This is a genomic window from Catenulispora sp. GP43 (genome assembly GCF_041260665.1).
Lineage (GTDB): Bacteria > Actinomycetota > Actinomycetes > Streptomycetales > Catenulisporaceae > Catenulispora.
On sequence record NZ_JBGCCT010000002.1, the window covers coordinates 125623 to 151427 of the forward strand.

Genomic DNA, 25805 nt, shown 5'->3' on the forward strand with positions numbered 1-25805 from the left:
TCAGCAGCGTTCTCATGGAGGTTTGTGATGATTCTCGTAACCGGCGTTTCCGGCAGCCTTGGCGGCCTGATCCTGGAGGGCCTGTCAGGGCTCGATGACGTGCGGACCGTGGCGGGCACCCGCTCCGGCGACGGCGTCGCCGCGCGCCGCGTCGACTTCGACGACCCGGGCTCGCTGCCGGCCGCGTTCCAGGGCGTGGACGTCCTGGTGGTGGTGTCGGCGGGGTACGCCGAGGACGACGTCGTCTACGCCCGCCACGGCGCGGTGGCCGACGCGGCGGCGGCCGCCGGTGTCAGGCATCTGATCTATACGAGCCTGGCGGCCTCCGGCGAGTCCATGACCATCGCCCTGCCGCATCGCTGGAGCGAGGCCCGCTTCGCCTCCGGTCCGTACACCACGACCATGCTGCGCAACGGCCTGTACACCGAGGTGCCGGTCGGGCTCGCGGCGGCCGGGGTGGTGCGGGCCGCGGCGACCGGGGTGTTCGCGGCGCCGTTCGGGCAGGGCCGGCTGTCGGTGGTGGCCAAGCAGGACCTCGCCGACGCGGCGGTGCGGGTGGCCGCCGAGTCGGACCGTGATCTGGCCGCCGGCCGGGCGAGCCGGCACGCCGACCGCGGGTACGAACTCGAGGGCGACACCGCGGTCGGGGGCGCGGACCTGGCGCGGATCCTCGCCGAGGTGCTCGGCCGGCCGGTCGCCTACCACGCCGCCTCGCTCGCCGAGACCCGTGCCGCGCTGGAGGGCGGCGGGCCGGAGCCCTACCAGATCACGCATGCGCTGTCGCTGTTCTCGAACGTCATCGCCGGACGCGCCGAGGCCGCGGGGTCGGATCTGCCGGGGTTGCTGGACGCGGCGCCGCGACCGGTCCGGGCCGCCATCGCCGAAGCCGTCACCGAGGCCGTCGCGGGATCACGGTGACCGGCGGCTGCCGGGGCTTGGGCGGTTGACGGGGCTTGAGCAAGCTCAGCGCACTGCCGAGGAGGCGATCGACACCGAATGTGCACAACTGCCGTTCCCGGCCCTGGAAAAGCCGTCGCAGCCGATGCCTCGCAGCGCCAGCTGAGCCCCCCACTCCGGGTGCCGACTTGTAACCCATGAGATATTCAAGACCTTATCCGGAATAGGCGGAAGCGAGGTCCAAGATGGTCGCTGTCACAGCGGACGGGGCGACGACACGCGAGCTGGAACGCATGATGGGGGAGTTCCCGGATCTCCCGGTCGAGGCGATTATCAAGCAGGACATCCTGCGCCAGGGCCTGGCCTTCAGCCCTGACGCGCTCAGGGTGGCCAGCGGTTACAAACCCAAGGACTACTTCATCTTCACCTTCGACCTGGTGCCGGTGGCGGAGATGGCCGAACACGCGCAGTTCCGGGCGCCGGAGGAGATCCGGATGACCGGCGGGCCCTACGACCTGCGGCGCACCGTGGTCTCCACCCGGGTGGCACCGGACAGCCCTTATGTGGTGGAACTGCGGGACGGCAAGCTCGCGCTGAACTGCGAGGGGGTGTTCCTGGCCGACCTGGAGTTCCCGCCGATCCCGGGCTACTACGAGCACCGGCTGTCCTCGGGTAAGAAGATCAGCGAGATCGCGCCGGCCATCGAGTGGGGCTACCTGGTGTACCTCACCGTCTACCGGCTGTGCCAGTACTGGGGCCGGGACGAGGAGTGCCGGTTCTGCGACCTGAACGAGAACTTCCGGCAGCAGCGCGCCAACGGCCGGGAGTACACGGCGGTCAAGGAGATCGACGACATCGTCGAGGCGATGTCGCTGATCAACCAGTACGACACCGTCACCAAGGCCTACACGGTCACCGGCGGCTCGATCACCAAGAAGCTGGACGGCATGCGCGAGGGCGAGTTCTACGCGCGCTTCGCCGAGGCCATCGAGTCCCGCTTCGCCGGCCGCTGGATCCCCAAGGCCGTGGTCCAGGCGCTGCCGCTGGACGAGGTGAAGATGCTCTTCGACGCCGGCTACCGCGTCTACCACCCGAACTACGAGGTGTGGGACGCCGAGATGTTCAGCTGGATCTGCCCGGGCAAGGACCGCTACGTCGGCCGCGACGAGTGGGTCAAGCGCATCCTGGACTCCGCCGACGTCTTCGGCGCCACCAACGTCATCCCGAACTTCGTCGGCGGCGTGGAGATGGCCGAGCCGCACGGCTTCACCGACGTCGACAAGGCGATCGCCTCCACCACCGAGGGCCTGGACTTCTTCATGAGCCACGGCGTGATGCCGCGGTTCACCACCTGGTGCCCGGAGCCGACCAGCAACCTGGGCCGGCAGAAGGGCCCGTCGCTGGAGTACTTCGTGAAGCTGCTGCTGGCCTGGCGCGACACCTTCGAGAAGTACGCGCTGCCGGTCCCGCCCGGCTACGGCCGGCCCGGCGCCGGGAACGCCGAGTTCTCGGTGAGCGCCTTCATGGACGTCATCCGCACGAGTTGAGGTACCCGGGTCCGGCCGCGGGTCCCCATCCGGGGCCGGACCCTTCCAACCTTGACAAATCGAACAAAGAAGCGCCCTGGATCCGCCCTGAAAGCCTTGACAGTGTAATTTGGCCGCTACTGCCTTCGGGCGGGTCAGCCGAGGCAAACTGGGGAGTGGAACGTATGACGGGGCGGCGAATCACGGCGATACGGATTGCGGCGGGCGGCCTGAGCGCCGCGGCCCTGTTGACCACCAGCGGCTGCGGGCTGTTCGGCAGCAGCGGCAAGTCGGGCTCCTCGGCCGACGGCAAGGGCGGCGGGCCGGGCGCGAGCACCAGTTCCTCCCCGCAGGCCAGCCCGCAAAGCGTGGCGCAGGCGTTCCTGACCGCGTGGAGCAGCGGCGACTTCAAGAGCGCCGGCGCCCTCACCGACGACGCGAACAACGCCACGACGCGGCTGACGGCCGTGATGGGCTCGCTGACCCCGAAGACGATGACGCTGACCCTGGGCTCCCAGCAGGACGCCTCCTCCGGGGCGACCGCGGGCTCGTCCTCGGCGCCGGGCTCGCCGGCTTCGGGCTCGACGGCCTCCTCTGGTGCCGCGCCGTCCTCGACCGCCGCCGCGCCGCTGGCCAAGTTCGCCTTCAAGGCCGCCGCCGACTTCGGCAACAATCTGGTCTGGAACTACGACTCGAGCCTGGAGCTGGTCCAGGGCCCCTCCGGCGCGCCGGTCGTGCACTGGACCTCCTCGGTCATCAACCCGCAGCTCGGCCCGACCGACGTGTTGAAGGCGGTGCCGCCGAAGCAGACGGTCACCGACTCCAAGGGCACCACGATCGACACCACGGCGCACCCGACGCTGGCCGGGGCCGTCAACGCGCTGTCCACCCACGTCCCGGCGAACACCACCCCGACGCAGCTCACCGTCGAGTTCGTCGACCCCAAGAGCGGCACCGCGGACACCAAGGCCGGGGTCTTCCCGCTGGGCACCTCCAGCGGAACCACGGTGTCGGTCAAGACCACGATCAACCCGAACGTGCAGTCCGCGATCGAGAACGCGCTGAAGGCGTACCCGAACTCGGGCATGGTCGCGATCCAGCCCGACACCGGCTACATCCTGGGCATGGCCAGCAACGACACGGGCTTCCCCTCGCTGTCGTACAAGGCCCAGCGCGCCCCGGGCTCCACGTTCAAGGTGATCACCACGGCGCTGGCGCTCCAGCAGGGCCTGCAGACCAGCCAGCCGGTGAACTGCAGCCCCAACGCCACGGTCGAGGGCCAGGTCATCAACAACGACTCGAGCCTGCGCAACGGGATCAAGAACGCCGACCTGACCGCCGCCTTCGAGCAGTCGTGCAACACCGCGTTCGTCCACCTGGCGCTGGACGGCAAACTCGGCAACGACTACACCGCGCTGGCGAACGAGGCCAAGAACTACTTCGGCATGAACCAGAAGTGGGACCTGGGCCTGGGCCCGGCCACCTACGGCACCGGCGGCGACCAGCAGGTCCCGCCCGCCGACGGCCAGGGCCTGTTCGCCCGCGACGCCTTCGGCCAGGGCAACATCACGATGTCCCCGCTGACCATGGCCTCGGTCGCGGCCACGGTCTGCAACGGCTCCTTCAAGCAGCCGATCCTGGTGCCCGGCACCCCGCAGATCAGCGCCACCGCGCTGCCGGCGAACGTGGACAGCCAGCTCACGACCCTGATGCACGGCGTCATCTACTCCGACCAGGGGACGGCCGTCGGCAAGTTCCCCGGCACCTCCGACCTGGCCGGCAAGACCGGCTCCGCGGAGTCCGGCGACACCCCCAAGACCGGCAAGACCGACAGCTGGATGATCGTCTTCGACAAGAAGGACGACATCGCCTTCGGCGCGCTGGTGCTCAACGGCGGCTTCGGGATCGACGCGGCCGCGCCGGCGATCGACAAGGCGCTGAACACCCTCGGGTATCGCTGAACCCGGTAGGCGGGCCCTGATCCGCTAAGCAGTCCCGGTCCCGCCGCCGACGATGTCCGTCGGCGACGGGACCTTCGTCTGCCACGGGAAGGGTTCCCGGTCCGGTTCCACCCAGCCGGTCCGCGCCGGCGCCGAGGCCAGCAGGGCCGATGAGTAGAAGCGGGACAGCAATCGCTTGTCCAGCAAGGCCGGATTCGCGTCGGCGAACGCCGCGAAGTCCTCGTCCGGGTGCTCGGCGGCGTGGTGGCCGACCGCCTCGACCCACGCGCGGCTGACGGTCGCGTGGTACTTCTGCGGCGCCCCGGCGTAGCGGGCCGTCTGGCGGATGCCATCGCTCACCACGGCGATCGCCTCCTCGGTGCCGTAGCGCCGCACCGCGAGCCAGGTCAGGTGCACGTGCTGCCGGTGCCCGAAGTGCTGGTTCCCGGCCGTGACCTCGGCGAACAGGGTCTGGAAGCTCATCGCGAGGCCTCCGTCAGCGCCCGCAGCACCTCGTGGAACGCCGCGACCTTCTCAGGGCCCAGATCCCCCAGGGCGCGCCGCTCCAGATCGGCGATGGTGCCCAGCACCGCGGCGGCGGTGGTGCGGCCCGAGGGCGTCAGCTCGATCAGCACCGAGCGGCGGTCGCCGGCCAGGGCGCCGCGGGTGATGTGGCCGCGGCGCTCCAGGCGGTCCAGGACGCCGGTCAGGGTGGTCGGCTTGCTGCCGATCGCGGCGCCGAGTTCGGAGACGGTGCGGCCGCGGCCGTCGGCGAGGTTCGCCAGGGCGTTGGTCTCCGACGGGGTGAGGTCCAGGTCGACCAGTTCGGCGGCCAGCGTCTGCAGGGTCGCGTGCGTGGCGCGCTGGAGGGCGAGGAGAGCCGAGGGCGCCGGTGGTACGGATTCGGTCTTCACGGAAATGGATAATACTGTTCCGTAGCATATGTCGCCACCGGGTTTCCCTTCACCCGGCGTCCAGCTCAGATACCGGCTCTGTGCGCCGAGGGTGACAGTGGTATGAAACAGGGGTTCGATTTCGCCCTGGCCGGGCGAGGGGCGGGGATTCCGGGAGGCCGCGATGGCGCTGATCCAGACGAGTGACGGCTACACCCTGTGGTACGAGGCGTCCGGGCCGCACGACGCCGCCGGGATCGTGTTCCCGGTGCGGTACCGGGGCGAGTTCGCGGCGCTGGGGGCGGCGCTGGCCGAGACGTACCGGGTGGTGCGCTACAAGCCGCGGCGGGTCGTCGGAGAGACAGAGGACGAGCCGGGCGCCGGCGGCGCGTGGCAGGGTCCTGACTTCACGGAGTACCCGACGCGCATGGAGGTCGCGGACCTGCACGCGGTCGCCGACGCGGCGGGCCTGGACGGCTTCGTGCTGGCCGGCTACGCCGGGATGGCCGCGCTGGCCGGGTTCCTGGCCCCGCTCAGCGACCGCACCCGCGGGCTGCTGGTCGGCGGCTTCCCGCTGCTGGCGGACTTCGACTACTGGCTCGGCTTCGAGGAGGGCGCCCGCGCCGCGCTGGTCCAGGCCGGCCTGCCGGACCAGGCCGGCGACCACCACCTGGGCCGCCTGATGTTCCGCCAGTGGGCCGCCCGCGACGCCCGCGACGACCGGGCGGCGCTGGCCGCGCTGCCCGGCCCGAAGATCCTCTGGTACGGCAGCCAGGACTGCGAACCGGAGTGCCGCATGTCCGACCACGCCGGCGACGCCGCCATCGCCCGGCACGACCAGGCCGACGAGCCGCGGCTGCGCGACCTGGGATTCGAGGTGATCGAGCTGGCCGGGCACGACCACATCGGGGCCCTGGCCCAGGTCGACGTGGTGATGCCGCGGCTGCGGGAGGCTTTGGCGGGGAGTTCGTGGTGAGGACGGCGCCGCCGGGGTCCCGGGTGCGCCGACGGCGACCAAGCCGGTCTCGCCGCGCGCATAAGGACCCTGCGTCCTACTCCGCGAAGAACTCCCTCATGGCGCGGTCCAGCTCCAGATTCTCCTGCTCGTACTCGGCGAAGCCCGTGAAGTGCCCTGCGGTCGCGACCCGCACGTCGACCGGACCGGCCAGCGAGTTCACCACCGCGAACTGGCCGGGCGGCGGCACCGAGGGGTCGAACAGCGCGGGCACCGCCTGGACCGGGATCCGCACGTGGCGCGCGGCGGTCGCGGCGTCGAAGTACGCCAGCACCTCCAGCACCCGCGGATCCTCCAGGTAGCGCTCGCGCACGGCCGCGCCGCTGCCGACACATTCCAGCGTCACCCGAAGCCGGTGGTTGCCGAAGGTGGGGACCAGCAGGTGCGCCGCCGTGAAGCGCTCGTCCCACGGCAGCGCCAGCGCCCCGGTCCCGCCGCCGAAGCTGACGCCGCTGTAGTCCAGGCGCCGCGCGGTGCCCGGGAACAGCTCGGTCAGGGCGGTCGCCGCGCACCAGATGTCCGCGACGCAGCCGCCGATGATGTAGTCGTCGCGGGACTCGAGGCCGTGCAGCACGTGTCCGGCCGCCTCCGAGGGGACGCCGGGCAGCACAGTCCCGGTCGGCAATCCCCGCGCCACGAAATAGATCCCGGCCGCGCGCGGCGCGGGCAGTCGCGGGTCCGGAGCGTCGCGGCCGCCGTAGCCGTGGCCCACGACGAACCCGCGCTCGACCGCGCCGTCGGCCGGGGCCACGACCCAGCCGCCGATCCGCACGCCGCCCAGCGAGGTGAAGGAGACCTCGAAGACGTCGAGCCCGTCGGCGGTGGTCCCGCTCCTGGCCCCGAGCCGCGGCTCGACCGGGGTGGCCAGCGCGCGCCGGTGCAGGCCCTGCCAGAACTCGGCGAAGTCCCCCGGTGCGTCCTCGGGCGCGCCGACCCGCAGCAGGGCGTCGAGGTCCAGACCGTAGGCCGGGTCGAACGGGAACGGGTGGTGCGGGACGCCCGCGCTGCGGGACAGCCGGTTGATCTTCATGCTTCATGCTATGGGCACGGTACCCAGCCCCTGACCGTCGTCCCGGACTCCGGAACCGAGGTGATCCGCACCTCGCCTCCGGCCGCGGCGATCCGGTCGGCCATGTTCACCAGGCCGCCGGGTTCCTGCTGGGAGGCGGCGTCGACGTCGAAGCCGGGACCGGAATCCGTGACGGCGAAAGCCAATCGGCTCTCGTCTCCACCTCCTGGGGCAATGCCGGGTCGGACGCTGAGCCGGACCACGACCTCGGTTCCCGGGCAGTGTTTGGCAGCGTTCTGCATCGCCTCGGAGCAGCAGTAGTACACCGCCGCCTCGATCGAGCGTTCGAATCGCCGGGCCGCCACCCCCTCGGGGAGCTCGAAGCGGGTGGCGCAGGCGAGGTTCTCGGCGCGTTCCCGCAGCGCGGCGACCAGCCCTTCCTGCCCGAGGACGCGGGGGTCCAGGCCGCGCATCGTGCGTCGCAGCCCGGCCAGCGCGGCCTCGGTCTGCGCGACCGCGCGGCCGGCGGCGGCGCGGACGGCCTCGGGGTCGCCGCCGGGCCGGGCGGCGTGCGCGAGCAGGCCGAGGGCCAGGCGGACGGCGGTGAGTTCGGGCTGCGCGCCGTCGTGCAGATCGCGTTCCAGCTCGCGGCGTTCGCCGTCCTGCGCCGCGACGATGCGCCACCGCGAGGCGCGCACCTGGGCCGACAGCTCCTCGATGCGGTGCAGCCGGTGTTCGAGGTCGATGGTGAGCCGGGCGTTGTGGACGATCACGCCGGCGGCGGGTACCACGTCGGCCAGGAGCCGCCGGCGGTCCGGGGCCAGCGAGCGGTGGGCGTCCGGCGGGATGCCGATCGCGCCGACGGTTTCGCCCTGGTAGTCCAGCGGTGTCCAGTGGGGTTCTTCGGGTCCTGCGATGTCCGCCCCCGGCGTCGAGGCCGGCCAGCAGTAGGACACCTGCTCAGGGTCAGAGACGGTCACCGCGATGGTCGCCGAGGGCACGGACAGTCCTTCGGCCACGGTCCGCGCCAGCGCGCGCAGTGTTCGGTCGGCCGGGCCGCTGCGCTGCGACATCGCCGACACCGCGGCCAGCACTTCGTAGGGCGGCGTCCGCCGGCCGTAGACCAGGCGGTCGGCCAGCTTCTGCAGGCCGATCCGCACCGGCTGCACGGCCAGCGCGAGCAGTCCCATCCCGACCAGCTGCGGCGGTGCGGTCCAGTCGTTCGACAGCCCGAACAGCGCGTCGACGCGCACGACGCCGAAGACCCAGCCGGCGCCGGTGAGCGCGACGAGGGACCCGTAGATCAGGGTTTTGTTGAAGAAGCGCTCGGCGTCCCACAGGCGGAACCGCAGGACTGCGGCCAACACCGCGATCGGCAGCGCCGTGAAGACCGCGCGGAAGATCCAGAAGGTGGTGGTCCGGGAGGCGATGCCGGCCAGCCCCGGCGCGTCCACGACCCGGCCCGCGATCGCCGCGGCGGCAAGGACGGCGGCGACGCCGAAGGACAGCCCCAGCGCCCACAGCAGGACCCGAGACTGCTGGCGTTGTTCGGCGTCCACGGCCTGGGCCATCCGCCAGCGCTGCGCGGCGACGCCGGCCACCGGCGTCAGCACGCCGAAGAAGAGCACGAAGGTGACGGTGTGGGGGTAGTCGGCGGTCGAGACGGCCAGCAGGGCCAGGGTGCCGCCGACGGCGATCCCGGTCAGGGCCCTGATGGACCGGCTCCCGCGCCACGGCATCCGGCCGTCCGGGAAGACCAGCAGGGCCGCCACGTAGGCCACTCCCCCGACGCCGTGCAGCAGCGCCGAGTGCCACCAGCCGATCCGGACGCCCCAGGCGGAGGCCATGGCCTCGATCGCGGCGTGCGCCTGGAGGTTGAACGCGCCGGCCGCCCCGGCCATCCCGATCGCGAACAGCCGCACGGTCCGGTCGCGCCGGCCCAGCACCACCAGCAGTCCGGCCGTGGCCAGGTTGACGGTGCTGAACGTGTAGTCCAGGACGGTATCGGCCGGCGACGTGCTGTGCCCGATCCCGGCGAGCAGGCCGCGGCCGACGGCTCTGTCGGTGGGGCCGTGTCCTGCGGCCGCCGCCGTGACAGCCCACTGATGCAGCGCCGGGTCGTGCGCCGCGATCGCGCACAGCAGGCCGACGCCGAGCCAGCTGAGCACGAACAGGAGGTAGGCCGTGGCCAGGGTGTACCAGGCGGCCTCGGCCAGCAGGCGGGGCGGGGCGGCCGCCGGGGGCGCCGGGGGCGCTGCGGTCGCTGCGGTCGCTGCGGTCGCTGCGGCCTTCTCGGCCCGCTGGGCGGCGGCGGCCTTCTCGGCAGTGGCGTCAGTCATTCCGGCTCCGTCGCGGGCACGTCGATCACGAGGTGCAGGCCGTCGGATTCGGTGCCGGCCGTCAGCGTGCCGTCCAGGGCCGCGATCCGGTCCCCGACCGCTTCCAGCACGGCCGGTGCGGCGACGTCGGCCATGTCAAGGGCCTGTGAGTCAATCAGTGTGACGCGCAGTCGGCCGTCCGCCGCCGTCACGGCTATCCGCAGCCGCTCATCGCCGTCCGGCCAGCCGCGCACCATGGTCGCCAGGCAGAAGTAGACGCAGGCCTCGATCCGCGCCGGGCACCGGGGCAGATCCTCGGCGTGCAGTGCTGTGGGCCGCTCGACGGTCTCCAGCAGGTTGCCGAGGGCGGCCGGCAATCCGTGGTCGGCCAGGACCGACGGATAGACGCCGCGCACCACCCGGCGGAACCGGGTGATGACGGTCTCGGCCTCGGCGATCATCGCCGGCAGCTCGTCCCGCATCTCGGCGATCTCCTCGTGCAGCCCCGCCATCCGGCCGATCAGCGCTTCCAACGGGTCGCAGACCTCTGATTGGACTTGTCGACCGATCTGCTCGCGCGCCACGTCGCGGGCGGCCACGACGCGGCGCCGGGACGCGCGCAGCATCTCGGCCTGCTCCGATTCGGCGCGGACCCGGTCGATCAGGCGGGCTTCGAGATCGGCCGTGCGCACCAGCAGTCCTGCGGCGTTGGCCACGTCGGAGGCCAGAAGCAGGTCGCGCGGCGTGAAGGAGTCGTCGTCGAAGGCTGCGACGGTGATGGCGCCGAGCAGTTCGCCGCCGTCGGTGACCGGCAGGACCTCACGGCCCTGCGACAGTTCGGCGATTTCGGCGACATCGGCGACCCCGAGGCTCTGCCCGGTTCGCGCCGGCCAGCTCGACGCCCGCCGGAAACCGCCGGCCGGGTCGGCCAGCCACACCTCGGCCCGCCGGGCCCCGGTCCCGCGCGCCACCAGTTCGGCCAGGCGCGGCAGCGTCTCCTCCACCGGCGCGGCCGACGCCCCCGAGGCGAAGGACACCAGGGTCGCGTAGGGCCCGGCGGCCGAGGGCCGGAACCGGACGAAGGCCGCGCGCACCGCGCCGCGGACCGCCGTCATCCCCGAGGCGCTGATCACCGCCGCGCCCACCCACAGCGCCAGGATCCAGGCGTCGTCGGCATCCGGCCACAGCGCCACTCCCCCGGCGACGATTACTTCATATACTGCGATGACGAAGACCGCGACCGCGGTCCACTCCGCGAGGCGCAGGGCCGCCGGCACCCGGTCCAGACCGGGCCGCGTCGTTCCGCCGGACATCACGCATCACCTTCTCGCCGCGTGCCGAAGTGGTCCACGTGCCACGCCATGAGAACACGAGTACCCAGGGGGAGACCATGGCGATCCGCGTCGTGCTCGCCGAGGACAACTACCTCTTGCGGGCCGGGACGGCGGCGTTGCTCGACGCGCTGGACGGCGTGGAGCTGGTGGCGGCCGTCGGCGACGCGCAGGCGCTGCTGGCGGCGGTCGCCGAGCACCGGCCGGACGTGGTGCTCACCGACATCCGGATGCCGCCGGAGAACGGCACCGACGGGCTGAAGGCCGCGGCCGTGATCCGCGCGCGCTACCCGGGGACCGGCGTGGTGCTGCTGACCCAGTACGCCGATCCGCAGTACGCGTACGAACTGCTGCGCGACGGCGCCACCGGCGCGGGCTACCTGCTCAAGGAGCGGATCGGCGACGTCGCGGAACTGGAACGCTCGCTGCAGCAGGTCGCCTCCGGCGGCTCGGCGCTGGATCCGGTGCTGGTGGAGGCGCTGGTCGATCGCAAGCGCCGGGCCGACGACCGCTCGCCGCTGGCCGAGCTGACCAACCGGGAGCGGGAGGTGCTGGAGCAGATGGCGCAGGGCAAGAGCAACACCGCGATCGCCGAGGCGCTGTTCCTGACCGAGCGGGCGGTGCAGAAACACATCAATGCCCTGTTCTCCAAGCTGGGACTGGGCGCGGATCAGGGTCTGGACCGCCGGGTGGCCGCGGTCCTGCAGCTGCTGGACGCCCGTTCGGCCTGAGGCTTTTGAGCTTGTCCGCCGCGCACGCGGGCGGGACGCCGCAGTGCTGCGGCGTCCCGGGTGGGCAGAGGCGATCATCAGATGTTCCCGCACAGCAGCGGACGGAAGGCCGCGGTCGGCTGGCCGTTCGCCACGATCGAGTTCATGTCGCCGAGGTGCACGTTCAGATAGGCGGTGCCCGGCGCGGGCATGGCGGCGACGTTGTCAATGGTCTGCGTCTGGTGCACCACCTCGCCGCGTGCGTTCGCGTGCAGGTCCGTCAGCATGTACTGCACTGCGCCCTGGCTGGCGCAGCTGCCCAGGTGGATGTGCGCGGCGTGGGCGCCGGGGGTCAGGCCGGAGGCGTCCACGGTGACCGTCAGCCGGCGGGTGGCGGAGTCGAACACCAGCGTGGCACTGCCGTTCAGCCGGGTGTCGGACTTCACGTCCACGCCCTGCAGCGGCATCGGGTCGTCGCCGGAGGGCCGCTGCGGCAGGGACCGGCTCTGGGCGATCGGCTGCGCGGACAGCGCGTCGGTACCGGTGCCCAGCAGGATCTGGAAGCGGCTGCCGGACGGCAGGCGGGTGATCGCGCCGGCGGTCGTCACGGTCTGCTCGATCCGGCCGGTGGCGTCGGCGGTCAGCGGGGCGAGGGTGGCGACCGGCTTGGCGCGGCCGGGGACGACGATCTCGGCGGTGTGCCGGGAGCCCGGGGTGAATCCGAAGGCTGACACCTGAGCGGTCAGCATGCCGGAGTGGTCGGTGCCCAGGGTCACCGAGCCCTGCGGCATCGGGTTCAGCGACAGGTGGCGCGTGGTCGTCGTCTTCTGCGGCGTGGCCAGCATGCCGTCGGTGTCGCCCTGGGCGTCGACGTAGAAGCCGACCAGGGTGCCGGCGTCGTTCACGCCGTTGACGGTGGTGCCGCCGACCCCGCTGGGGTCGTCGACGGTCAGGTAGGCCTGCTTGGCGGTCCAGGTGAACCCGTGGGTCTGCGCGGTGTCGCCGGTGCCGGTCTGGTACAGGCCCACGACCTCGCCCTTGTCGTTGACGCCGAGCGCCTGCGTCATGGTCGCGCCGGGGAAGTTCAGCGGGGTCAGCCTGCCGGCGGCGGTGAGCAGGAAACCGCTCTGGTTGCCGTTGGCGCCGGTGTAGAAGCCGGCGACGTCGCCGCGGCCGTCGATGGCGGCGGCGGTGGTGCTGGTGGCGCCGGAGACGACGACGTCGTGGAAGGTGTGGCGGTTGATGTCGTAGCGGAAGCCGTGGCTGTTGCCGGCCGCGTCGGTGTAGAAGCCCACTGCGATGTCGGAGTCGTTGACGCCGAGCAGTTGCTCGACCGGCGGCGAGGCGTTGCTGGAAGCCGGGAAGACGACCTGGTGGAACCGGCCGTCCAGGGAGTACCAGCCCTCGTTGTCGTTGACCTGGTTGGCGTTGTTCGCGTGCGAGAGGAAGCCGACGGTCACGCCGCGGTCGTTCAGCCCGGTCACCTGGGTCTGCACCGAGCCGGGGAAGTCCTCCTTGACGAAGGAGGACGCGTTGCCGTGGACGGTGTAACCCCGGTTCGGGTGACCGGCGGCCCCGGAGCCGAAGTACCCGGCGATGACACCCTGGCTGTTGATGCCGAGCAGCTGGTTGAAGGTCGGGTCGGCGTTGTCGCCGACGGTCTTGAAGGCGTAGGTGTCCGGCTGCACGAAGCCGGCGGCCTCGGCGATGACGGCCTGCCCGTTGTCGGCCGGCGCGCCGGACATCGACATCGAGGTACCGGAGCCCGGGGCGCCCGAGGCGGCGGCGGTGCCGGTCTTGGCCGTGCCGTTCAGGCCCAGACCGATGACGGTCCCGGTGACGGCGACGACGGCGAGGGTCGCCGCGCCGACGCCCTTGACCCTGGTGCTGGAAGTGGTGGCCCGCATGATTTCCCCCTGGGACGTGCCCCCGGCGTCCGGAGTGCGCCGGTTTGAAAGGCTGGTACCAGCATCGGCTCACGGCGGAACGGATTCGATCATGCAGGCATGTGGAAGCGAAGGGGGTGCCTGCACCCCTGGGCCGGGGGTGCTGTGGCTCGGCGGGGTACCGGGGGCGGGCAAGAGCACAGTCGCGCGGATCATCGCGCGGCGTTGGGGACTGCGGTGGTACCGCTCGGACACGTACACGTGGGCGCATCGGGAGCGGGCCGCTAGGGCGGGAGTGGCGGCGGCATTGTTGTTCGATGCTTTGACGCCGACCGAACGTGCGGCCCGGCCGGTACGGGAGCAGCTGTCGATGTCGTTGCAGCGGGAGCGCGGGCCGATGACGGTCGACGACCTGCGGGCACTACCGGCCTCACCGCTGGCCATCGCCGAGGGGACGCAGGTCCTGCCGGACATCGTGCCGGCCGGCGGGCGCGCGTTGTGGCTGACGCTCTCGCCGGAGCAGCAGCGGGCCCGGCTGGAGCGGCGGCACGCGCCGGGTCCGGTGCCGGAGCTGTACCTGCTGCTCGGGGCGGTGATCGCCGAAGCGGTGGCGCGGGCCGGGGCGCCGCGGCTGGTCGTGGACGGGATGTCGGTCGACGAGGTCGTCGAGGCGGTGCAGGGTTGCTTCGCCGCGGAGTTGGCTCAGGGCCCGACGGCTTCGAGCGCTGAGCAGCGATGGGCTTTGCTGCGGTACGCCAACCGCGCTGAGGTGCAGCGGTATGTGGACTACTTCGCGCGGCCGGGTTCGGGCGACTTCGGTGAGGCTGTCAGCACCTTTATGTGCGAGTGCGATCGGACCGAGTGCGAGGTGATGGTCGAGATGGCGGTGGCCGACTTCCTCGAGCTCTCACTTCGGGATTCGGCTCCGTTCCTGGCTCCGCGGCACTAGATGCCAACCCAAACGGGGTGGCGAGGTCGGTGCGTCAACGTGAGCTGAGATACGTCCACGGGCGGCTGTCGCCTGAGGAGGTCTGCGCCGCGGTGTTTCCGCCCTCAGCTCGGTTCCAGGGTGCCAGCCAGGGAATGAGTCGGGCCTCGAACCAGGACTTCTAGCTCCAGCTCGTACTAGCTCTCGATCTCCGCGACGTGCGCCACGTTCGCGGCGTCCACCGGATCGGCGCTCGGCTCGCCGGCGAACCAGGCGTCGAGCATCTCCACCAGCAGCGGCTGCGAGGTGAGGCGCAGGCTCAGGGCCAGCGCGTTGGCGTCGGCCCACTTGCGGGCCCCGTCGGCCATCACGGCGTCCGTGCACAGCGCGGCCCGGACGCCGTCCACCTTGTTGGCCGCGATCGAGGCGCCGGCGCCGGTCCAGCACGCCACCACCGCCTGGTCGGCACGTCCTTCGGCGACAGCGCGCGCGGCGGCCTCCGAGCACCAGGCCCAGTCCGCGCGCTCCCCCGGTGCCAGCGCGCCGAACAGCAGCACCGAGTGGCCGCGGCGCTCCAGCTCCGGGCCGATCTGCGCGGCCACCCCGGCCACCTCGTCCGCCGACACCGCGATGCGCATGGTTCCGCTCCTCGTCCGTCGCGATCTACGACTCCATTGGACCACGCACCGGGGCCAGGACGCAGTCGCCGCACAGGGCGCCCCGCCGATCAGGGCACGAACATCGGCGCGCAGGTCGGGGTGCGCCTCGGCGAGCATCCTGCCGGCGGCGGCCAGCGCCGAGGCGACGTTGCCGCGCAGGATCCAGCGTCCCTCATCGGGCGGGCGTCGAAGAGATGCCGTCACCGTGGGGCGCGCGGCGTCCTCAGGCCCACGAGTGGCGCTTGTGGTAGCGCGAGCTCCAGAAGAGCCGATTCAGGACCTTGACCGGGGCGGGCATGGCGCCGAAGAACGCCGCGCGCTGCGCGTCGTCGGCCCCGTCGATGACCCACGGGACGTAGGCCGCGGCACCGGACAGCTTCTGCTTGCGGGCAATCGCCTGGCCGAACGCGGCCCAGTCCTTGGGTGTCAGGACCTCCTGGATCAACGGGAGCGCGGCCTCCTCCTCGTGCTTCATGTGGCCGCCGAGCGCGGACTCCAACTCCGCGACGACGTCGGCCAGCTCCGCGGGCCGCGCGGTGCGCTGCTCCAGGGCCGCGTCCACGGCTTCCAGCAGCGGATCCAGGTGCGCGTGTTCGGCGGCCATCGCGGCGAGGATCTCGGCGGTGTCGGCCCGGCCGGCGCCGGCGGCCTCGACCCGCGGCCACAGCGCCTCGTCCTCGGACGTGTGGTGGACGTGCAGCTGGCGCTTGAAGTTCGCCCAGCCGGCCCGGACACCGAGGCTGTCGGTGCGGCCCTCGGCGGCGGCGCGGCGCAGCCGGGCCAGGTCGCGGCGGAAGGCGTCGTGGGTGACGTACATCAGGGTGAAGTCGATGCGGCCGGTGGTGCTCGTGGCGGGTTCGGTACTCACAGCGAAGTCTCCGTCGGGTCGGATCGCGCCCATTGATACGGAACTCATAATACATGAGTGCCAGAAGATACGAGATGCGTATCAATGATCCGGCCGATGCGGCCGATGCGGCCGATCCGCCCGCTCCGACCCCGGAAACGCCAAGGTCCCGCCCAGAGCAGCAGCTCGGAGCGGGACCTGAAACACCGGTCAGGCGTTGGGACGCTTGCCGTGGTTCGCGCCCTTCTTCTTGCGACCCCGCCTCTTGTTACCGCGCTTAGCCATCTCAGTCCTCCTTTTTCCACCCGGTGACCCCGGGCAAGAACGCAAGTCTATGGGTTCACACCCGGGCCGCCTCGTTGCGCGCCCGGTCCCGGACCCGGCGTGCGATGAGCTGCGTCGCCGACAGGTTGCGGCCGGCGCTGACGGTCAGGACCGGCGGCACGGTGTCCAGGCCGTGATAGAGCACCGCGACCAGTTGCAGGAAGCTCATCAAGCCCGCGAGGTCGACGCCGAGCGGCTCGGCCCTGGTCGGCGTGTCGACGACCAGCGGCCGGTCCAGCGAGGCGACCGCGGCACACAACACAGCCAACTCCTCGGCCGCGACGGTCGCAACCGGGCGCGGGTCGTAGGGACGGTCGGCGCGGAACGGGAGCGACCGGAAGGTGTCGGCGACCCGGCCGGCGGAATCGGCCACGGTGGCGAGGAATTCGGGGGTCACCGCGCCGCCTCCGTGACCGGGGCGTCGTCGACAGAGGCGCCGTCGACAGATGTGTCTTCGACAGGTGTTCCTTCGATCGCACGCCGGAGGTACTCACCGGTGTGCGATCCCTGGACCCGCACCAGATCCGCCGGCGTCCCCTCATACAGGACCCGCCCGCCCTCGTTCCCCGCCTCGGGCCCCAGATCGATCACCCAGTCGGCGTGCGCGACCAGGTCGAGGTTGTGCTCGATCACGATCACCGTGGCCCCGTGCCCGTCGATCAGCCGGTCCAGCGCGGCCAGCAGGCGCCGCACGTCGCTCATGTGCAGCCCGGTGGTCGGCTCGTCCAGGACGTAGACACCGCCGGGCTCGGCCAGGTGCCCGGCCAGTTTCAGGCGCTGGCCCTCCCCGCCGGACAGCGTGGTGAGCGGCTGGCCCAGGCGCAGATAGTCCAGGCCGACGGTGGCCAGCGCGCCCAGGACCGCGGACACCCGGCGCTCGGCGGCGAAGAACTGAACGGCCTCGGCCACCGTCGTCTCCAGCACGTCCCCGATCGACCGGCCGCGCAGCCGGTAGCGCAGCACCTCGTCGGTGAAACGGCGGCCGTGGCAGGCCGGGCAGGGGATGGCCACCGTGTCCAGATAGGCCAGGTCCTGCTCGATCACCCCCAGTCCGGCGCACTCCGGGCACGCCCCGGCCGAGTTCGCGCTGAACAGCGCCGGATCGACCCCGTTGGCCCGGGCGAAGGCCCGGCGGATCGGGTCCTGCACGCCGGCGTAGGTGGCCACGGTCGAGCGCCGGTTGGCCCCCGGCGGCGACTGGTCGACGGCGATCACCGCCGGGTGCTGGACCCGCAGGACATCGTGGGCCAGCGTGGACTTGCCCGAGCCGGCCACGCCGGTGAGCACGGTCAGCACCCCGGTCGGGACGTCGAGGTCGAAGCCGGTGAGATTGTGCGCCCCAGCCTGGACCACCGGCAGCTTCCCGGTGGGTGCGCGCACCGAGCTCTTCAGCCGCACCGGCTCGTCCAGGAACCGCCCGGTCAGCGTCGCCGACGCGCGCAGCCCCGGGACGTCACCGGTGTAGCCGATCTCGCCCCCGGCGGCTCCGGCGCCGGGCCCGATGTCGATGACGTGGTCGGCGGCGACGATGACATCCCGATCGTGTTCGACGACCAGGACGCTGTTCCCCTTGTCCCGTAACGCCCGCAGCAGATCGGTCATGCGCGAGACGTCGCGCGGATGCATCCCGATGCTCGGTTCGTCGAACACGTACAGCAGATCATTGAGACTGGAAGCCAGCTGGCGCACCAGCTTCACCCGCTGCGCCTCGCCGCCGGACAGGCTCGCGGTGCGCCGGTCCAGGCTCAGGTAGCCCAGGCCGATGCCGATCAGGTCCTCCAGCCGCGCCCACAACGCGTTCAGCAGGGGCGCGATCGCCGGATCGGAGATCGCCTCCAGCGTCTTCACCAGATCCGAGACGGGCATGGCGGACAGGTCGGCGATGGTGTGGCCGGCGACCCGGCTGGACAGCGCCAGCGGCGACAGGCGGGTGCCGCCGCAGTCGGGGCAGCCTGCGGTCTTGGTGAACGCCGCGACGAGCTTGCGCGTCCGGGCACTACGGGTCTCAGGGTCCTGGTCCAGGTACAGCCGCCGGAACTTGGTCACCGCGCCCTCGTAGGAGGCGTGGTACGCCTGGCCCTGGAACTCCATGGCCACGACGCCGTCGTCGGCGTGGAGCAGGTCGTGCAGTTCGGCCTCGGAGTACTCGGCGACCGGCCGCCGCGGGTCCAGGCGGCCCGATCCGGCGAGGATCTGCCAGTTCCGGCTGCCGACGGCGAAGATCTCGCAGCGCAGGGCTCCGTCCTCGAGCGACCGGGAGCGGTCGAGGAACGCGTCCAGGTCCACGACCGTCGCCTCGCCCAGACCCTCACACGCCGGGCACATCCCGGCCGGCATGTTGAACGAGAAGGCGTCGGCGTGCGGCACCAAGGGCTCCCCGGCCCGGCTGAACAACAAGCGCAGCAACGGAGCGATGTCGGTGATGGTGCCGACCGTGGAGCGCGCGCCGCCGCGCAGCCGCCGCTGGTCCACCAGGATGACGGCCGGCAGGTGTTCCACGGCGTCCACGGCCGGCCGGGACAGGGCCGGCAGGAAGCCCCGGACGAAGGCGGGCAGGGTTTCGTTGAGCTGGCGCCGTGCCTCCACGGCGATGGTGTCGAACACCAGCGAGGACTTGCCCGACCCGGACACTCCGGTCACGGCGGTCAGGGCGCGCTTGGGGACCGCCACGTCGACGGCCCGAAGATTGTGTTCCCGGGCTCCTCGGACCTCGATCCATTCCGTCACGTTTTGCATGATTAAAGTCTATCTTTGAACTGGTTGTTGATACTTTTACGCGATGCTCCGCCGCTAAGGGCCGGCGAAGTTTAAACAAGGGAGGCAACAGCTGTGCGTCCTGTGGATCTGGCGCGTGCCGCAGGTGTGTCGACGCAGCAAGTCCGCAACTTGGAAGCCGCGGGCACACTTCCGCAGGCGGAGCGGAGCGCGTCGGGCTACCGCCGGTACGACGAGCGGCACCTGGCTGCTCTCCTTGCTTACACGGCGCTCGTTCCAGGGCTCGGGGCGACCGGCGCGCGGGCGATCCTGGAGGCGGTCGGCGCCGGGGAGGTCCCCAAGGCTTTGGCGCTGTTGGACGCGGCGCACGCGGCCTTGCATCAGGGCCGTGCGTCGCTGGTGGAGATCGAGCGCACGTTGGCGGCGGTGGTGGTGGAGCGCGAGCCCGCCTCCGACACCCCGGTCCGGCTCCGGGTGGGCGAGCTGGCGGGGCTGCTGGGCGTGCGGACGTCGGCGTTGCGGGTCTGGGAGGCCGCGCACCTGCTGGCCCCGACGCGCGAACCGGAGACCGGCTACCGCGTCTACGGCGCGCAGGACGTCCGGGACGCCCGCATCATCCAGACCTTGCGCGAGGGCTACTACCTGTTCGACCGCATCCGCCCGATCATCGACGGCCTGCGCCGCACGGGCAGTTCGCAGGCGCTGCGCGACGCGCTGGCCGACCGGCGCGTGGCGCTCGACCGGCGTTCGGCGGCGTTGTTGGCGGGTGCCGCGCGGTTGGGGGGCTATATCGAGGTGCTTCGGGGGTCGGGGACTGTTTTGGCCTGACCGATGTACACGACCGCATGGTCGTCCTGCATGTAGGAGAACGGTTCCAGAGTCTGTGCCACGGCCAGGCGGTTGCCGTCGACCTGCCAGGCGGCGTACCGCCTGCCCTTGCTGTCTTGGCGGACGTCCACGGCCGGCGGCATGCCGAGAACGTTCGTGAAGGCCTGGACGGCCGCTTCGATCACGGCTTCGAGGGCCTCCTGGCCCGCGCCTGCCTGACTGTTCCAGCCTGGCAGGGTGCCCCAGAAGTCTTCGGGGTTCAGGTCTCCGCCTACGTAGTAGGAATAGGCGAAGGGCACCCACAGGTGTTCGTCGGTGAAGACGTAGTGGCCTTCGGGTGTACGCGCCAGCGCGTCGTCCATCTCAAGGTCGTCATCGACGAATCCGAGGGCGAGCAGTCGGCTCTCCACCTCGTCCGGGTCGTCGAGGGGAAGCCTGGCCACGCCCGCGAGCCTTTCGGCCACCTCGGGTGTGATCGGGCAGCAGGCCACGTACGGGACCAGCTCGTCGTCGTAGTTGTAGTCGTGGTCCTCGTCCGCGGCACTGTTCACGGCGCAAGCTTAGGGCCGCAGCCCTGCCAGCGTGACGGCCACCAGCCGCTCCACGGCCGCCTTCGACGGCAGGCTGCCGGCCCCGTTCAGCGCGTTCACGCAGTACACCGCGAGCTCGGCGGGCGGCACGTCGGATCGCGCCCGGCCGCGTGCGGCGGCTTGGGCGATCAGCTCGCTGACGAAGTGCTCGAGGTGCTGGTGGGCCTGGTGGACGCCGGGTGAGGCGTGCAGGGAGGCGGCGATGTCGGCGCCGTGATGGTGCTCGCGGTCGCGGCGGTTGCGGTGGGCGTAGGCGCGCAGGACCGCTTCGAGGCGGTCGGCGTCCTGGGCGCGGGCGGCCGCCTGCATCAGCTCGGCCATGTGCTCGACGACCTGGCGGTCGTGCCAGGCGGTCAGGATCGAGGCGACGTCCGGGAAGTACTTGTAGAGCGTCGCGCGGCCGATGCCGCCGGCCTGGGCGATGGCGGACATGCTGACGGCCGTCAGGCCGTGTTCGGCGACCAGTTCCGCGGTCGCGTCGAGGATGGCCTCGCGGACGGAGTCGCGGTGGTCGGCGAGGGTATCGCTCCAGATCTTGGGCACGGTTCCATGCTATACAGCCTGTCGGCTATCGAGACACTGTGTTATTGACAGAGACAGTATGTATCGAAAAACTGGAGTCATGACACACCACTCGCCCTGGGATGTGGGCCGGCCGCAGCCCGCGGTCCGGCAGCTGGTCGAGGCCGGCGCTTTCACCGGCGCCGTGCTCGACGTGGGATGCGGGCACGGGGAGAACGCGCTGCTCATCGCCGCTTCGGGGCTGAGCGTGACCGGCGTCGATCGGGATGCCGCGGCCTTGGAACGGGCCGAACGGCAGGCGTGGGAGCGCGGACTACAGGCCCGGGCGAAGTTCCTCCGGTACGACGTCCGGCACCTGGCCGACCTCGGGGAGTGCTTCGACACCGTCCTGGACTCGCTGGTGTTCCACTCCTTCGAAGGCCGACAGCGCCAGGAATACGTAGCGGGTCTGCGTTCGGTACTACGACCCGGAGGACGGCTGCACGTCCTGTGCTACAGCGACCGGCACACCGGGCCGCCCGACCCGCCGCACAAGATCTCGCTCACCGACCTCGACGAGGCGTTCGCCGACGGCTGGACCGTCATCGGGGTCAGCGGGACGACGAGCATCTCCCAGCTCGCGCCCGACGGCATCGCCTCCTGGCTGGTCACCACCACCACTACACATCAAGAGGAATCCTGACTATGCCCACCGTCAACGGACACATAGCCACCGACCGCGCATCCCGCTATCTCCAGCAGCTGTGCTCGCACGCTTCGCGCATGCGCCATGCCGGTCCGCGCACCGAAGCCACGTCCGACACCACCGGCCGCATCACTCGCGGGACCGCCGCCTGCGAGCTGACAGCCGGCCCGACAGCTCTCTGGCTCCGCATCACCGCCGAGGACGAGGAGCAGCTCAAAGGCCTGCAAGAAGCCGTGACCCGCACCCTGGAGCGGGTCGGCCGGCGCGACGGCCTGACCGTGGTCTGGGGGTAGCCCGGGGCAGACCCTGCTGCCCATCGCCGGTACGGCCATGGAGAATGGCTGTCCATGCAGGCTTATCGCGATCACCACGGCATCCCCCACGCCCGCGCGGCGTCCGTCGAGGGCGCCTTCCGCGCCCAGGGCCACATCGCGGCCCTGGACCGGGGGCTGCAGATGGAATACGTCCGCCGCAAAGCCATGGGGACATGGTCAGAGGTCGTCGGATCGCGGGCGCTGACCGACGACACGTTCTCCCGGCGGGTCGGCCTCGCGGCCGCGGCCCGCCTTTCCTATGAGGCGCTGTCGGACCAGACCAAGGCCGTGTTCACCGCGTACGCCGAGGGCGTGAACGAGGCGCTGCCCGAGAGCCTGGCCGACTGCGACCTGCCGGAGGCGCCGGCGCCGTGGGAGCCGTGGCACAGCGTCGCGGTGTACCTGGGCCGGCACGTCGGCATGGGAAGCATGGCGCACAAGCTGTTCCGGACCGCGCTGCTCCCGGTGGCGCCGGCCGAGGTGGTGTGGCGGGTGCGGGCCAACGCCCGGGACGAGCTGGTCGTGGTGCCGACCGGGGCCGTGCACCGGGTCGACGCCGAGGGACCGCCGGAGGGCCACGGCGAGAAGGTCCGCGGATGGCTCAACGGGCTGGCCGAGGTCGAGACGGTGGCGGCCTCGGCGGACCCGGCGGCCGGCAGCAACAACTGGGTGGTCTCCGGGACGCACACCGCCTCGGGGCGTCCGCTGCTGGCCGGGGACCCGCACCGGCCGTTCGAGACCCCGGGCCCGTACTGGCAGAACCACGTGTCCTGCGACGCCTTCGATGCGATCGGCCTGTCCTTTCCCGGCGTCCCCGGCTTCCCGCACTTCGGCCACAACGCTTATGTGGCCTGGGGAATCACCCACGGCATGGCCGACGACCAGGACCTGTTCGTGGAGAACCTGGACCGGCTGGAGCGCCGCACCGAGGTGATCAAGGTGCGGGACGCCGACCCGGTGCGGATCACCGTCCACACCAGCGCGCGCGGAGGCGTGGTGGTGCAGGACGACTCCGCGAACACCGGCCTGGCGCTGCGCTGGACCGGCATCGCCGAACCGGACCGCACCCTGGACTGCCTGCTGCCGATGCTCACCACCACCTCGGTCGCCGAGCTCGACGAGGTGATGCGGGGCTGGGCGGTGCCGGTGGACCACCTGATGATGGCCGACGTGCACGGCGCCATCGGCTACCGGCTGCGCGGCCGCGTCCCGCACCGCGACGAGGCGAATTCGTGGGCTGCGGTACCGGGCTGGGAGCAGCAGTACGCATGGCGGGGCTGGGTCCCCTTCGACGACATGCCGGCGGCGCGCGACCCCGAGGAGGGGCTGCTGGTCTCGGCGAACAACCGGCCCAGCGCCGACACCGCGCCGTACGTCGCGCACGACTACGCCGGCCCCGCGCGGGCCACGCGGATCCTGCAGCTGCTGCGCGAGGACGTGGCCGCCGGCCGGCGGCTGGACCGCGCCGCGATGGAGCGGATCCACGGCGACGTGACCTCGCTGACCGCGCGGGATTTCATCGCCTCGCTGGAGCACGTGAAGGCCGCCGAGGGCAGCCGCCGGTCGCAGCTCCTCGAGATCCTGCGCGCCTGGGACGGCACCATGGGCCTGGGCTCGATCGCCGCCACGGTGTACACCGAGGCCCGCCGCGAACTGCTCTGGACCGTGCCGCTGCCGGACTCCGGCGACTCGCATGCCAGCCTGCTGACACACCAGCAGCGCACCGGCACCCTGTGGCTGTCGTTCCAGTCGCTGCTGGCCGGGGCCCGCGCAGGCGACGAGACCATCTTCGGCGCCTGGTCCGAGGCGGTCGGACAGGCCCTGGACCGGACCGCGGAGCGCCTGGACGAGGAGATCGGCCCGGACATAGAGGACTGGACCTGGGGCCGCCTGCATCAGTGCCGCTTCACGGCGCTGCTGCCCGGCGTGCCGGCCGTCGCGGGCCGCCCGCTGCCTGGCGACAACGAGACGGTGCGCGCCGCCGGCCTGCACGGGATCGAGACCACGGCGGCCAGTTCCGGCTCGGTCGCCCGCTACGTCTTCGACCTCGGCGACTGGGAGAGCAGCGGCTGGGTGGTGCCGGAGCAGAGCGAGGAGTGGTACGCGGCCAAGCTCGTGCCGATGCACTTCGACTGGGAGGTGATCGAGCGGATCGGGACGCCGATCGCGCTCGGGACGGCAGCCGATCAGCATCCGGAGAGCGCGCGGGCGGCACTGAGGTAGATCACAGAACCCTCATTTCCCTATCCTGGCCCTCCGGCCGAATCGGGACAGCGGTCCGGGCTGCCGCAGCGGCGCGGCGAAGACTTGCGGGGGGCCAGGTGCGCAGTGGCATCGGGGTGGCAGAGGACGTGGCCGGCGAGGCATGGCTGGTACGGGATGCAGCCGGTGGCCTCGACGCCGCCGCGACCCGGCAACGGCACGCGGACTTCCTGGCCGGCGTGTGGCTGCCGGGGCTCGGGGTCGGGGCCGGGGCCCAGCCGGAACCGCTGCCCGCGCGGCGGATTCGTGTGACGTTCAACGGGCCGGGCTTCGGGCGGGCCGCCCTGACATGGGGCCAGCGTGACATCTGGGCGACCATGACGCGCCAGCGCAACTGGTTGCCGCAGGGCGGGCGCCGTCCGCTGGCCCCCGGGTCGCGGGTGGAGGACGTCGCGGCGGAGTTGGCCTATCTGCACGGCCGCTACCAGGCGATGCGGACCCGGCTCGAGGTCGACGAGCACGGCGCCTGGCAGGACGTGGCTCCGGCGGGCGAGACCTTCCTCGACGTCTTCGACACCCCGCCGGGACAGGACCCTGACACGCTGGCCGCGCGCGTCGAAGCCGTGTACCGCCACCGCCCCTGCGATCTGCGGACCGAATGGCCGGTCCGGATGGCGGTCGTGCGGGCCGGCGGCGTGTGCACGCATCTGGTCGTCCTCATGCACCACCTCGCCCTCGACGCCGGCGGCGCCGCGGTGATGATCCGCGAGGTGGCCGCGCGCGAAACCGCCGAGCCGGCCGGCATGCAGCCGCTGGAGCAGGCGGCCTGGCAGGCGTCGGAGACCGGGCTGCGGCACAGCGACAGGACCCTGCGGTACTTCGGCAAGGCGTTGGACCGTCTGGCCGCCGGTCCGCCGCCGGTGCTGAGCCCCCGTCCCCAACGGCCGCGCCACTGGTCCGGGCGCCTGGTCTCCCCTGCGCTGGCCTCGGCGGTGGCGACGGTCGGGGCGCGGTGCGTGGTGGACGACTCGGCCGTGCTCACCGCGGTGACCGCGATCGCGTTCGCGCGGCTGACCGGCACCGAGCGGGTGCTGATGCGGCCGCGGGTCGGCAACCGCTTCCGGCCGGCGCTGGCCGGCGTCGTGTGCTTCGCGGCGCAGAGCGGGCTGCTGGTGCTGGAGCTCGGCGGCACGACGTTCGACCAGGCCGTGGACCGGGCCCGCGGCGCCTCGCTGGCCGCGGTGAAGAACGCCTACTTCGATCCGGAGGCGCTGGAGGCGCTGCTCGGCCGGTTCGCGGCCAACCACGGACGCGGGCCGGAGGTGGCGATGTTCTTCAACGACCGGCACGGCGCCGAACCAGGGGTCGAATACGCGAACACCGCCGCCCCGAACCCGCGCGAGCCGCAGCGCCGGCGCGGCGGTTCGGTGTTCGCCTGGCTGCACCGGGGTCCGGAGCCGACCGAGCCGCTGTCGGTGACGGTCGACGACGCCGAGGGCGCGCTGGCTGTGTCGCTGCACTTCGACACGCACGTCGTCGCTCCGGAGGCGATCGAGGAACTGGCCTGGGGTATCGAGCGGGCGGCCGTGCAGGCCGCGGCGGACGGGGACGTGCCGACCGGCATCCGGCGGACACCCGATCGTCGGGCGCCGTAAAGCCCCTATCA

24 protein-coding genes are annotated in these 25805 nt (G+C 71.9%); 11 read left to right on the forward strand and 13 right to left on the reverse strand.

Annotated features, from left to right (window positions below; translation table 11 throughout):
* Window positions 1-27 precede the first annotated feature (27 nt).
* From ABH926_RS04195 to ABH926_RS04205, 3 genes are all read left to right on the forward strand, one after another.
* A complete protein-coding gene (locus ABH926_RS04195) occupies window positions 28-918 on the forward strand; it encodes an NAD(P)H-binding protein (protein ID WP_370363964.1) in 891 nt (296 codons plus the stop codon).
* Between the two features lie 224 nt (window positions 919-1142).
* A complete protein-coding gene (locus ABH926_RS04200) occupies window positions 1143-2444 on the forward strand; it encodes a radical SAM protein (RefSeq protein WP_370363965.1) in 1302 nt (433 codons plus the stop codon).
* A 164-nt stretch (window positions 2445-2608) separates the two neighbouring features.
* Window positions 2609-4384: a penicillin-binding transpeptidase domain-containing protein gene (locus ABH926_RS04205; protein WP_370363967.1), complete on the forward strand. Its 1776-nt coding sequence runs from the start codon at window positions 2609-2611 to the stop codon at window positions 4382-4384.
* Between the two features lie 24 nt (window positions 4385-4408).
* On the opposite strand, the gene ABH926_RS04210 is transcribed toward ABH926_RS04205, so the two are convergent.
* Window positions 4409-4846, reverse strand: a complete 438-nt coding sequence (locus tag ABH926_RS04210; RefSeq protein ID WP_370363968.1) for a hypothetical protein — start codon at window positions 4844-4846, stop codon at window positions 4409-4411.
* Complete coding sequence (locus ABH926_RS04215; protein ID WP_370363969.1) at window positions 4843-5277, reverse strand: MarR family winged helix-turn-helix transcriptional regulator; 435 nt, start codon at window positions 5275-5277, stop codon at window positions 4843-4845. The genes ABH926_RS04210 and ABH926_RS04215 overlap by 4 nt, the downstream gene beginning before the upstream one ends.
* A 163-nt stretch (window positions 5278-5440) precedes the next feature.
* On the opposite strand from ABH926_RS04215, the gene ABH926_RS04220 reads away from it, so the two are divergent.
* Window positions 5441-6232 carry a hypothetical protein gene (locus ABH926_RS04220; protein WP_370363971.1) on the forward strand — a complete coding sequence of 264 codons (792 nt, stop codon included), beginning with the start codon at window positions 5441-5443 and terminating at the stop codon, window positions 6230-6232.
* A 76-nt stretch (window positions 6233-6308) separates the two neighbouring features.
* Here the strand turns inward: ABH926_RS04220 and ABH926_RS04225 are convergent, their stop codons facing one another.
* Genes ABH926_RS04225 through ABH926_RS04235 form a run of 3 tightly spaced genes read right to left on the reverse strand, consistent with a single transcriptional unit; the run spans window position 6309 to window position 10911 of the window.
* Entirely contained in the window at window positions 6309-7301 is a 993-nt protein-coding gene (locus ABH926_RS04225; RefSeq protein WP_370363973.1) for an acetylxylan esterase, read from the reverse strand.
* 8 nt (window positions 7302-7309) lie between these two features.
* The gene (locus tag ABH926_RS04230; RefSeq protein WP_370363975.1) at window positions 7310-9619 is read right to left on the reverse strand and encodes a sensor histidine kinase; all 2310 of its coding nucleotides are present in this window, start codon (window positions 9617-9619) and stop codon (window positions 7310-7312) included.
* Window positions 9616-10911, reverse strand: a complete 1296-nt coding sequence (locus tag ABH926_RS04235; protein WP_370363976.1) for a hypothetical protein — start codon at window positions 10909-10911, stop codon at window positions 9616-9618. Before ABH926_RS04235 ends, ABH926_RS04230 begins: the two co-directional genes overlap by 4 nt.
* 77 nt (window positions 10912-10988) lie before the next feature.
* Between ABH926_RS04235 and ABH926_RS04240 the strand changes: the two genes are divergently transcribed.
* Window positions 10989-11660, forward strand: a complete 672-nt coding sequence (locus ABH926_RS04240; RefSeq protein WP_370363977.1) for a response regulator — start codon at window positions 10989-10991, stop codon at window positions 11658-11660.
* A gap of 77 nt (window positions 11661-11737) precedes the next feature.
* On the opposite strand, the gene ABH926_RS04245 is transcribed toward ABH926_RS04240, so the two are convergent.
* Window positions 11738-13546 carry a CHRD domain-containing protein gene (locus ABH926_RS04245; RefSeq protein ID WP_370363979.1) on the reverse strand — a complete coding sequence of 603 codons (1809 nt, stop codon included), beginning with the start codon at window positions 13544-13546 and terminating at the stop codon, window positions 11738-11740.
* 91 nt (window positions 13547-13637) lie between these two features.
* Here ABH926_RS04245 and ABH926_RS04250 point away from each other — a divergent pair, with 91 nt between their 5' ends.
* Window positions 13638-14474 (forward strand): AAA family ATPase, encoded by an 837-nt coding sequence (locus ABH926_RS04250; protein WP_370363981.1) that lies wholly within the window; start codon window positions 13638-13640, stop codon window positions 14472-14474.
* Window positions 14475-14650: 176 nt separating this feature from the next.
* Here ABH926_RS04250 and ABH926_RS04255 read toward each other — a convergent pair whose 3' ends face one another.
* The 5 genes from ABH926_RS04255 to ABH926_RS04275 form a co-directional block, all read right to left on the reverse strand.
* The gene (locus tag ABH926_RS04255) at window positions 14651-15091 is read right to left on the reverse strand and encodes an RpiB/LacA/LacB family sugar-phosphate isomerase (protein ID WP_370363983.1); all 441 of its coding nucleotides are present in this window, start codon (window positions 15089-15091) and stop codon (window positions 14651-14653) included.
* 244 nt (window positions 15092-15335) lie between these two features.
* Window positions 15336-15980 (reverse strand): hemerythrin domain-containing protein, encoded by a 645-nt coding sequence (locus ABH926_RS04260; RefSeq protein WP_370363984.1) that lies wholly within the window; start codon window positions 15978-15980, stop codon window positions 15336-15338.
* 189 nt (window positions 15981-16169) lie between these two features.
* Window positions 16170-16244: a 50S ribosomal protein bL37 gene (locus tag ABH926_RS04265; protein WP_370343036.1), complete on the reverse strand. Its 75-nt coding sequence runs from the start codon at window positions 16242-16244 to the stop codon at window positions 16170-16172.
* Between the two features lie 55 nt (window positions 16245-16299).
* Window positions 16300-16680, reverse strand: a complete 381-nt coding sequence (locus tag ABH926_RS04270; protein ID WP_370363985.1) for a hypothetical protein — start codon at window positions 16678-16680, stop codon at window positions 16300-16302.
* The gene (locus ABH926_RS04275) at window positions 16677-19019 is read right to left on the reverse strand and encodes an ATP-binding cassette domain-containing protein (protein WP_370363987.1); all 2343 of its coding nucleotides are present in this window, start codon (window positions 19017-19019) and stop codon (window positions 16677-16679) included. Before ABH926_RS04275 ends, ABH926_RS04270 begins: the two co-directional genes overlap by 4 nt.
* A gap of 93 nt (window positions 19020-19112) precedes the next feature.
* On the opposite strand from ABH926_RS04275, the gene ABH926_RS04280 reads away from it, so the two are divergent.
* Window positions 19113-19826, forward strand: a complete 714-nt coding sequence (locus ABH926_RS04280; RefSeq protein WP_370363988.1) for a MerR family transcriptional regulator — start codon at window positions 19113-19115, stop codon at window positions 19824-19826.
* Here ABH926_RS04280 and ABH926_RS04285 read toward each other — a convergent pair.
* Window positions 19784-20377, reverse strand: coding sequence for a hypothetical protein (locus tag ABH926_RS04285; RefSeq protein ID WP_370363989.1), 594 nt, complete (start codon window positions 20375-20377; stop codon window positions 19784-19786). The two genes, ABH926_RS04280 and ABH926_RS04285, sit on opposite strands and share 43 nt — an antisense overlap.
* Before the next feature lie 9 nt (window positions 20378-20386).
* The gene (locus tag ABH926_RS04290; RefSeq protein WP_370363991.1) at window positions 20387-20959 is read right to left on the reverse strand and encodes a TetR/AcrR family transcriptional regulator; all 573 of its coding nucleotides are present in this window, start codon (window positions 20957-20959) and stop codon (window positions 20387-20389) included.
* Between the two features lie 79 nt (window positions 20960-21038).
* Between ABH926_RS04290 and ABH926_RS04295 the strand changes: the two genes are divergently transcribed.
* From ABH926_RS04295 to ABH926_RS04310, 4 genes are all read left to right on the forward strand, one after another.
* Window positions 21039-21620: a class I SAM-dependent methyltransferase gene (locus tag ABH926_RS04295; RefSeq protein WP_370363992.1), complete on the forward strand. Its 582-nt coding sequence runs from the start codon at window positions 21039-21041 to the stop codon at window positions 21618-21620.
* Window positions 21621-21622: 2 nt separating this feature from the next.
* Complete coding sequence (locus ABH926_RS04300) at window positions 21623-21916, forward strand: DUF2218 domain-containing protein (protein ID WP_370363993.1); 294 nt, start codon at window positions 21623-21625, stop codon at window positions 21914-21916.
* A 54-nt stretch (window positions 21917-21970) separates the two neighbouring features.
* Window positions 21971-24160 (forward strand): penicillin acylase family protein, encoded by a 2190-nt coding sequence (locus ABH926_RS04305; protein WP_370363994.1) that lies wholly within the window; start codon window positions 21971-21973, stop codon window positions 24158-24160.
* 98 nt (window positions 24161-24258) lie between these two features.
* Window positions 24259-25794, forward strand: coding sequence for a hypothetical protein (locus ABH926_RS04310; protein WP_370363995.1), 1536 nt, complete (start codon window positions 24259-24261; stop codon window positions 25792-25794).
* The last annotated feature ends 11 nt before the right edge of the window (window positions 25795-25805 follow it).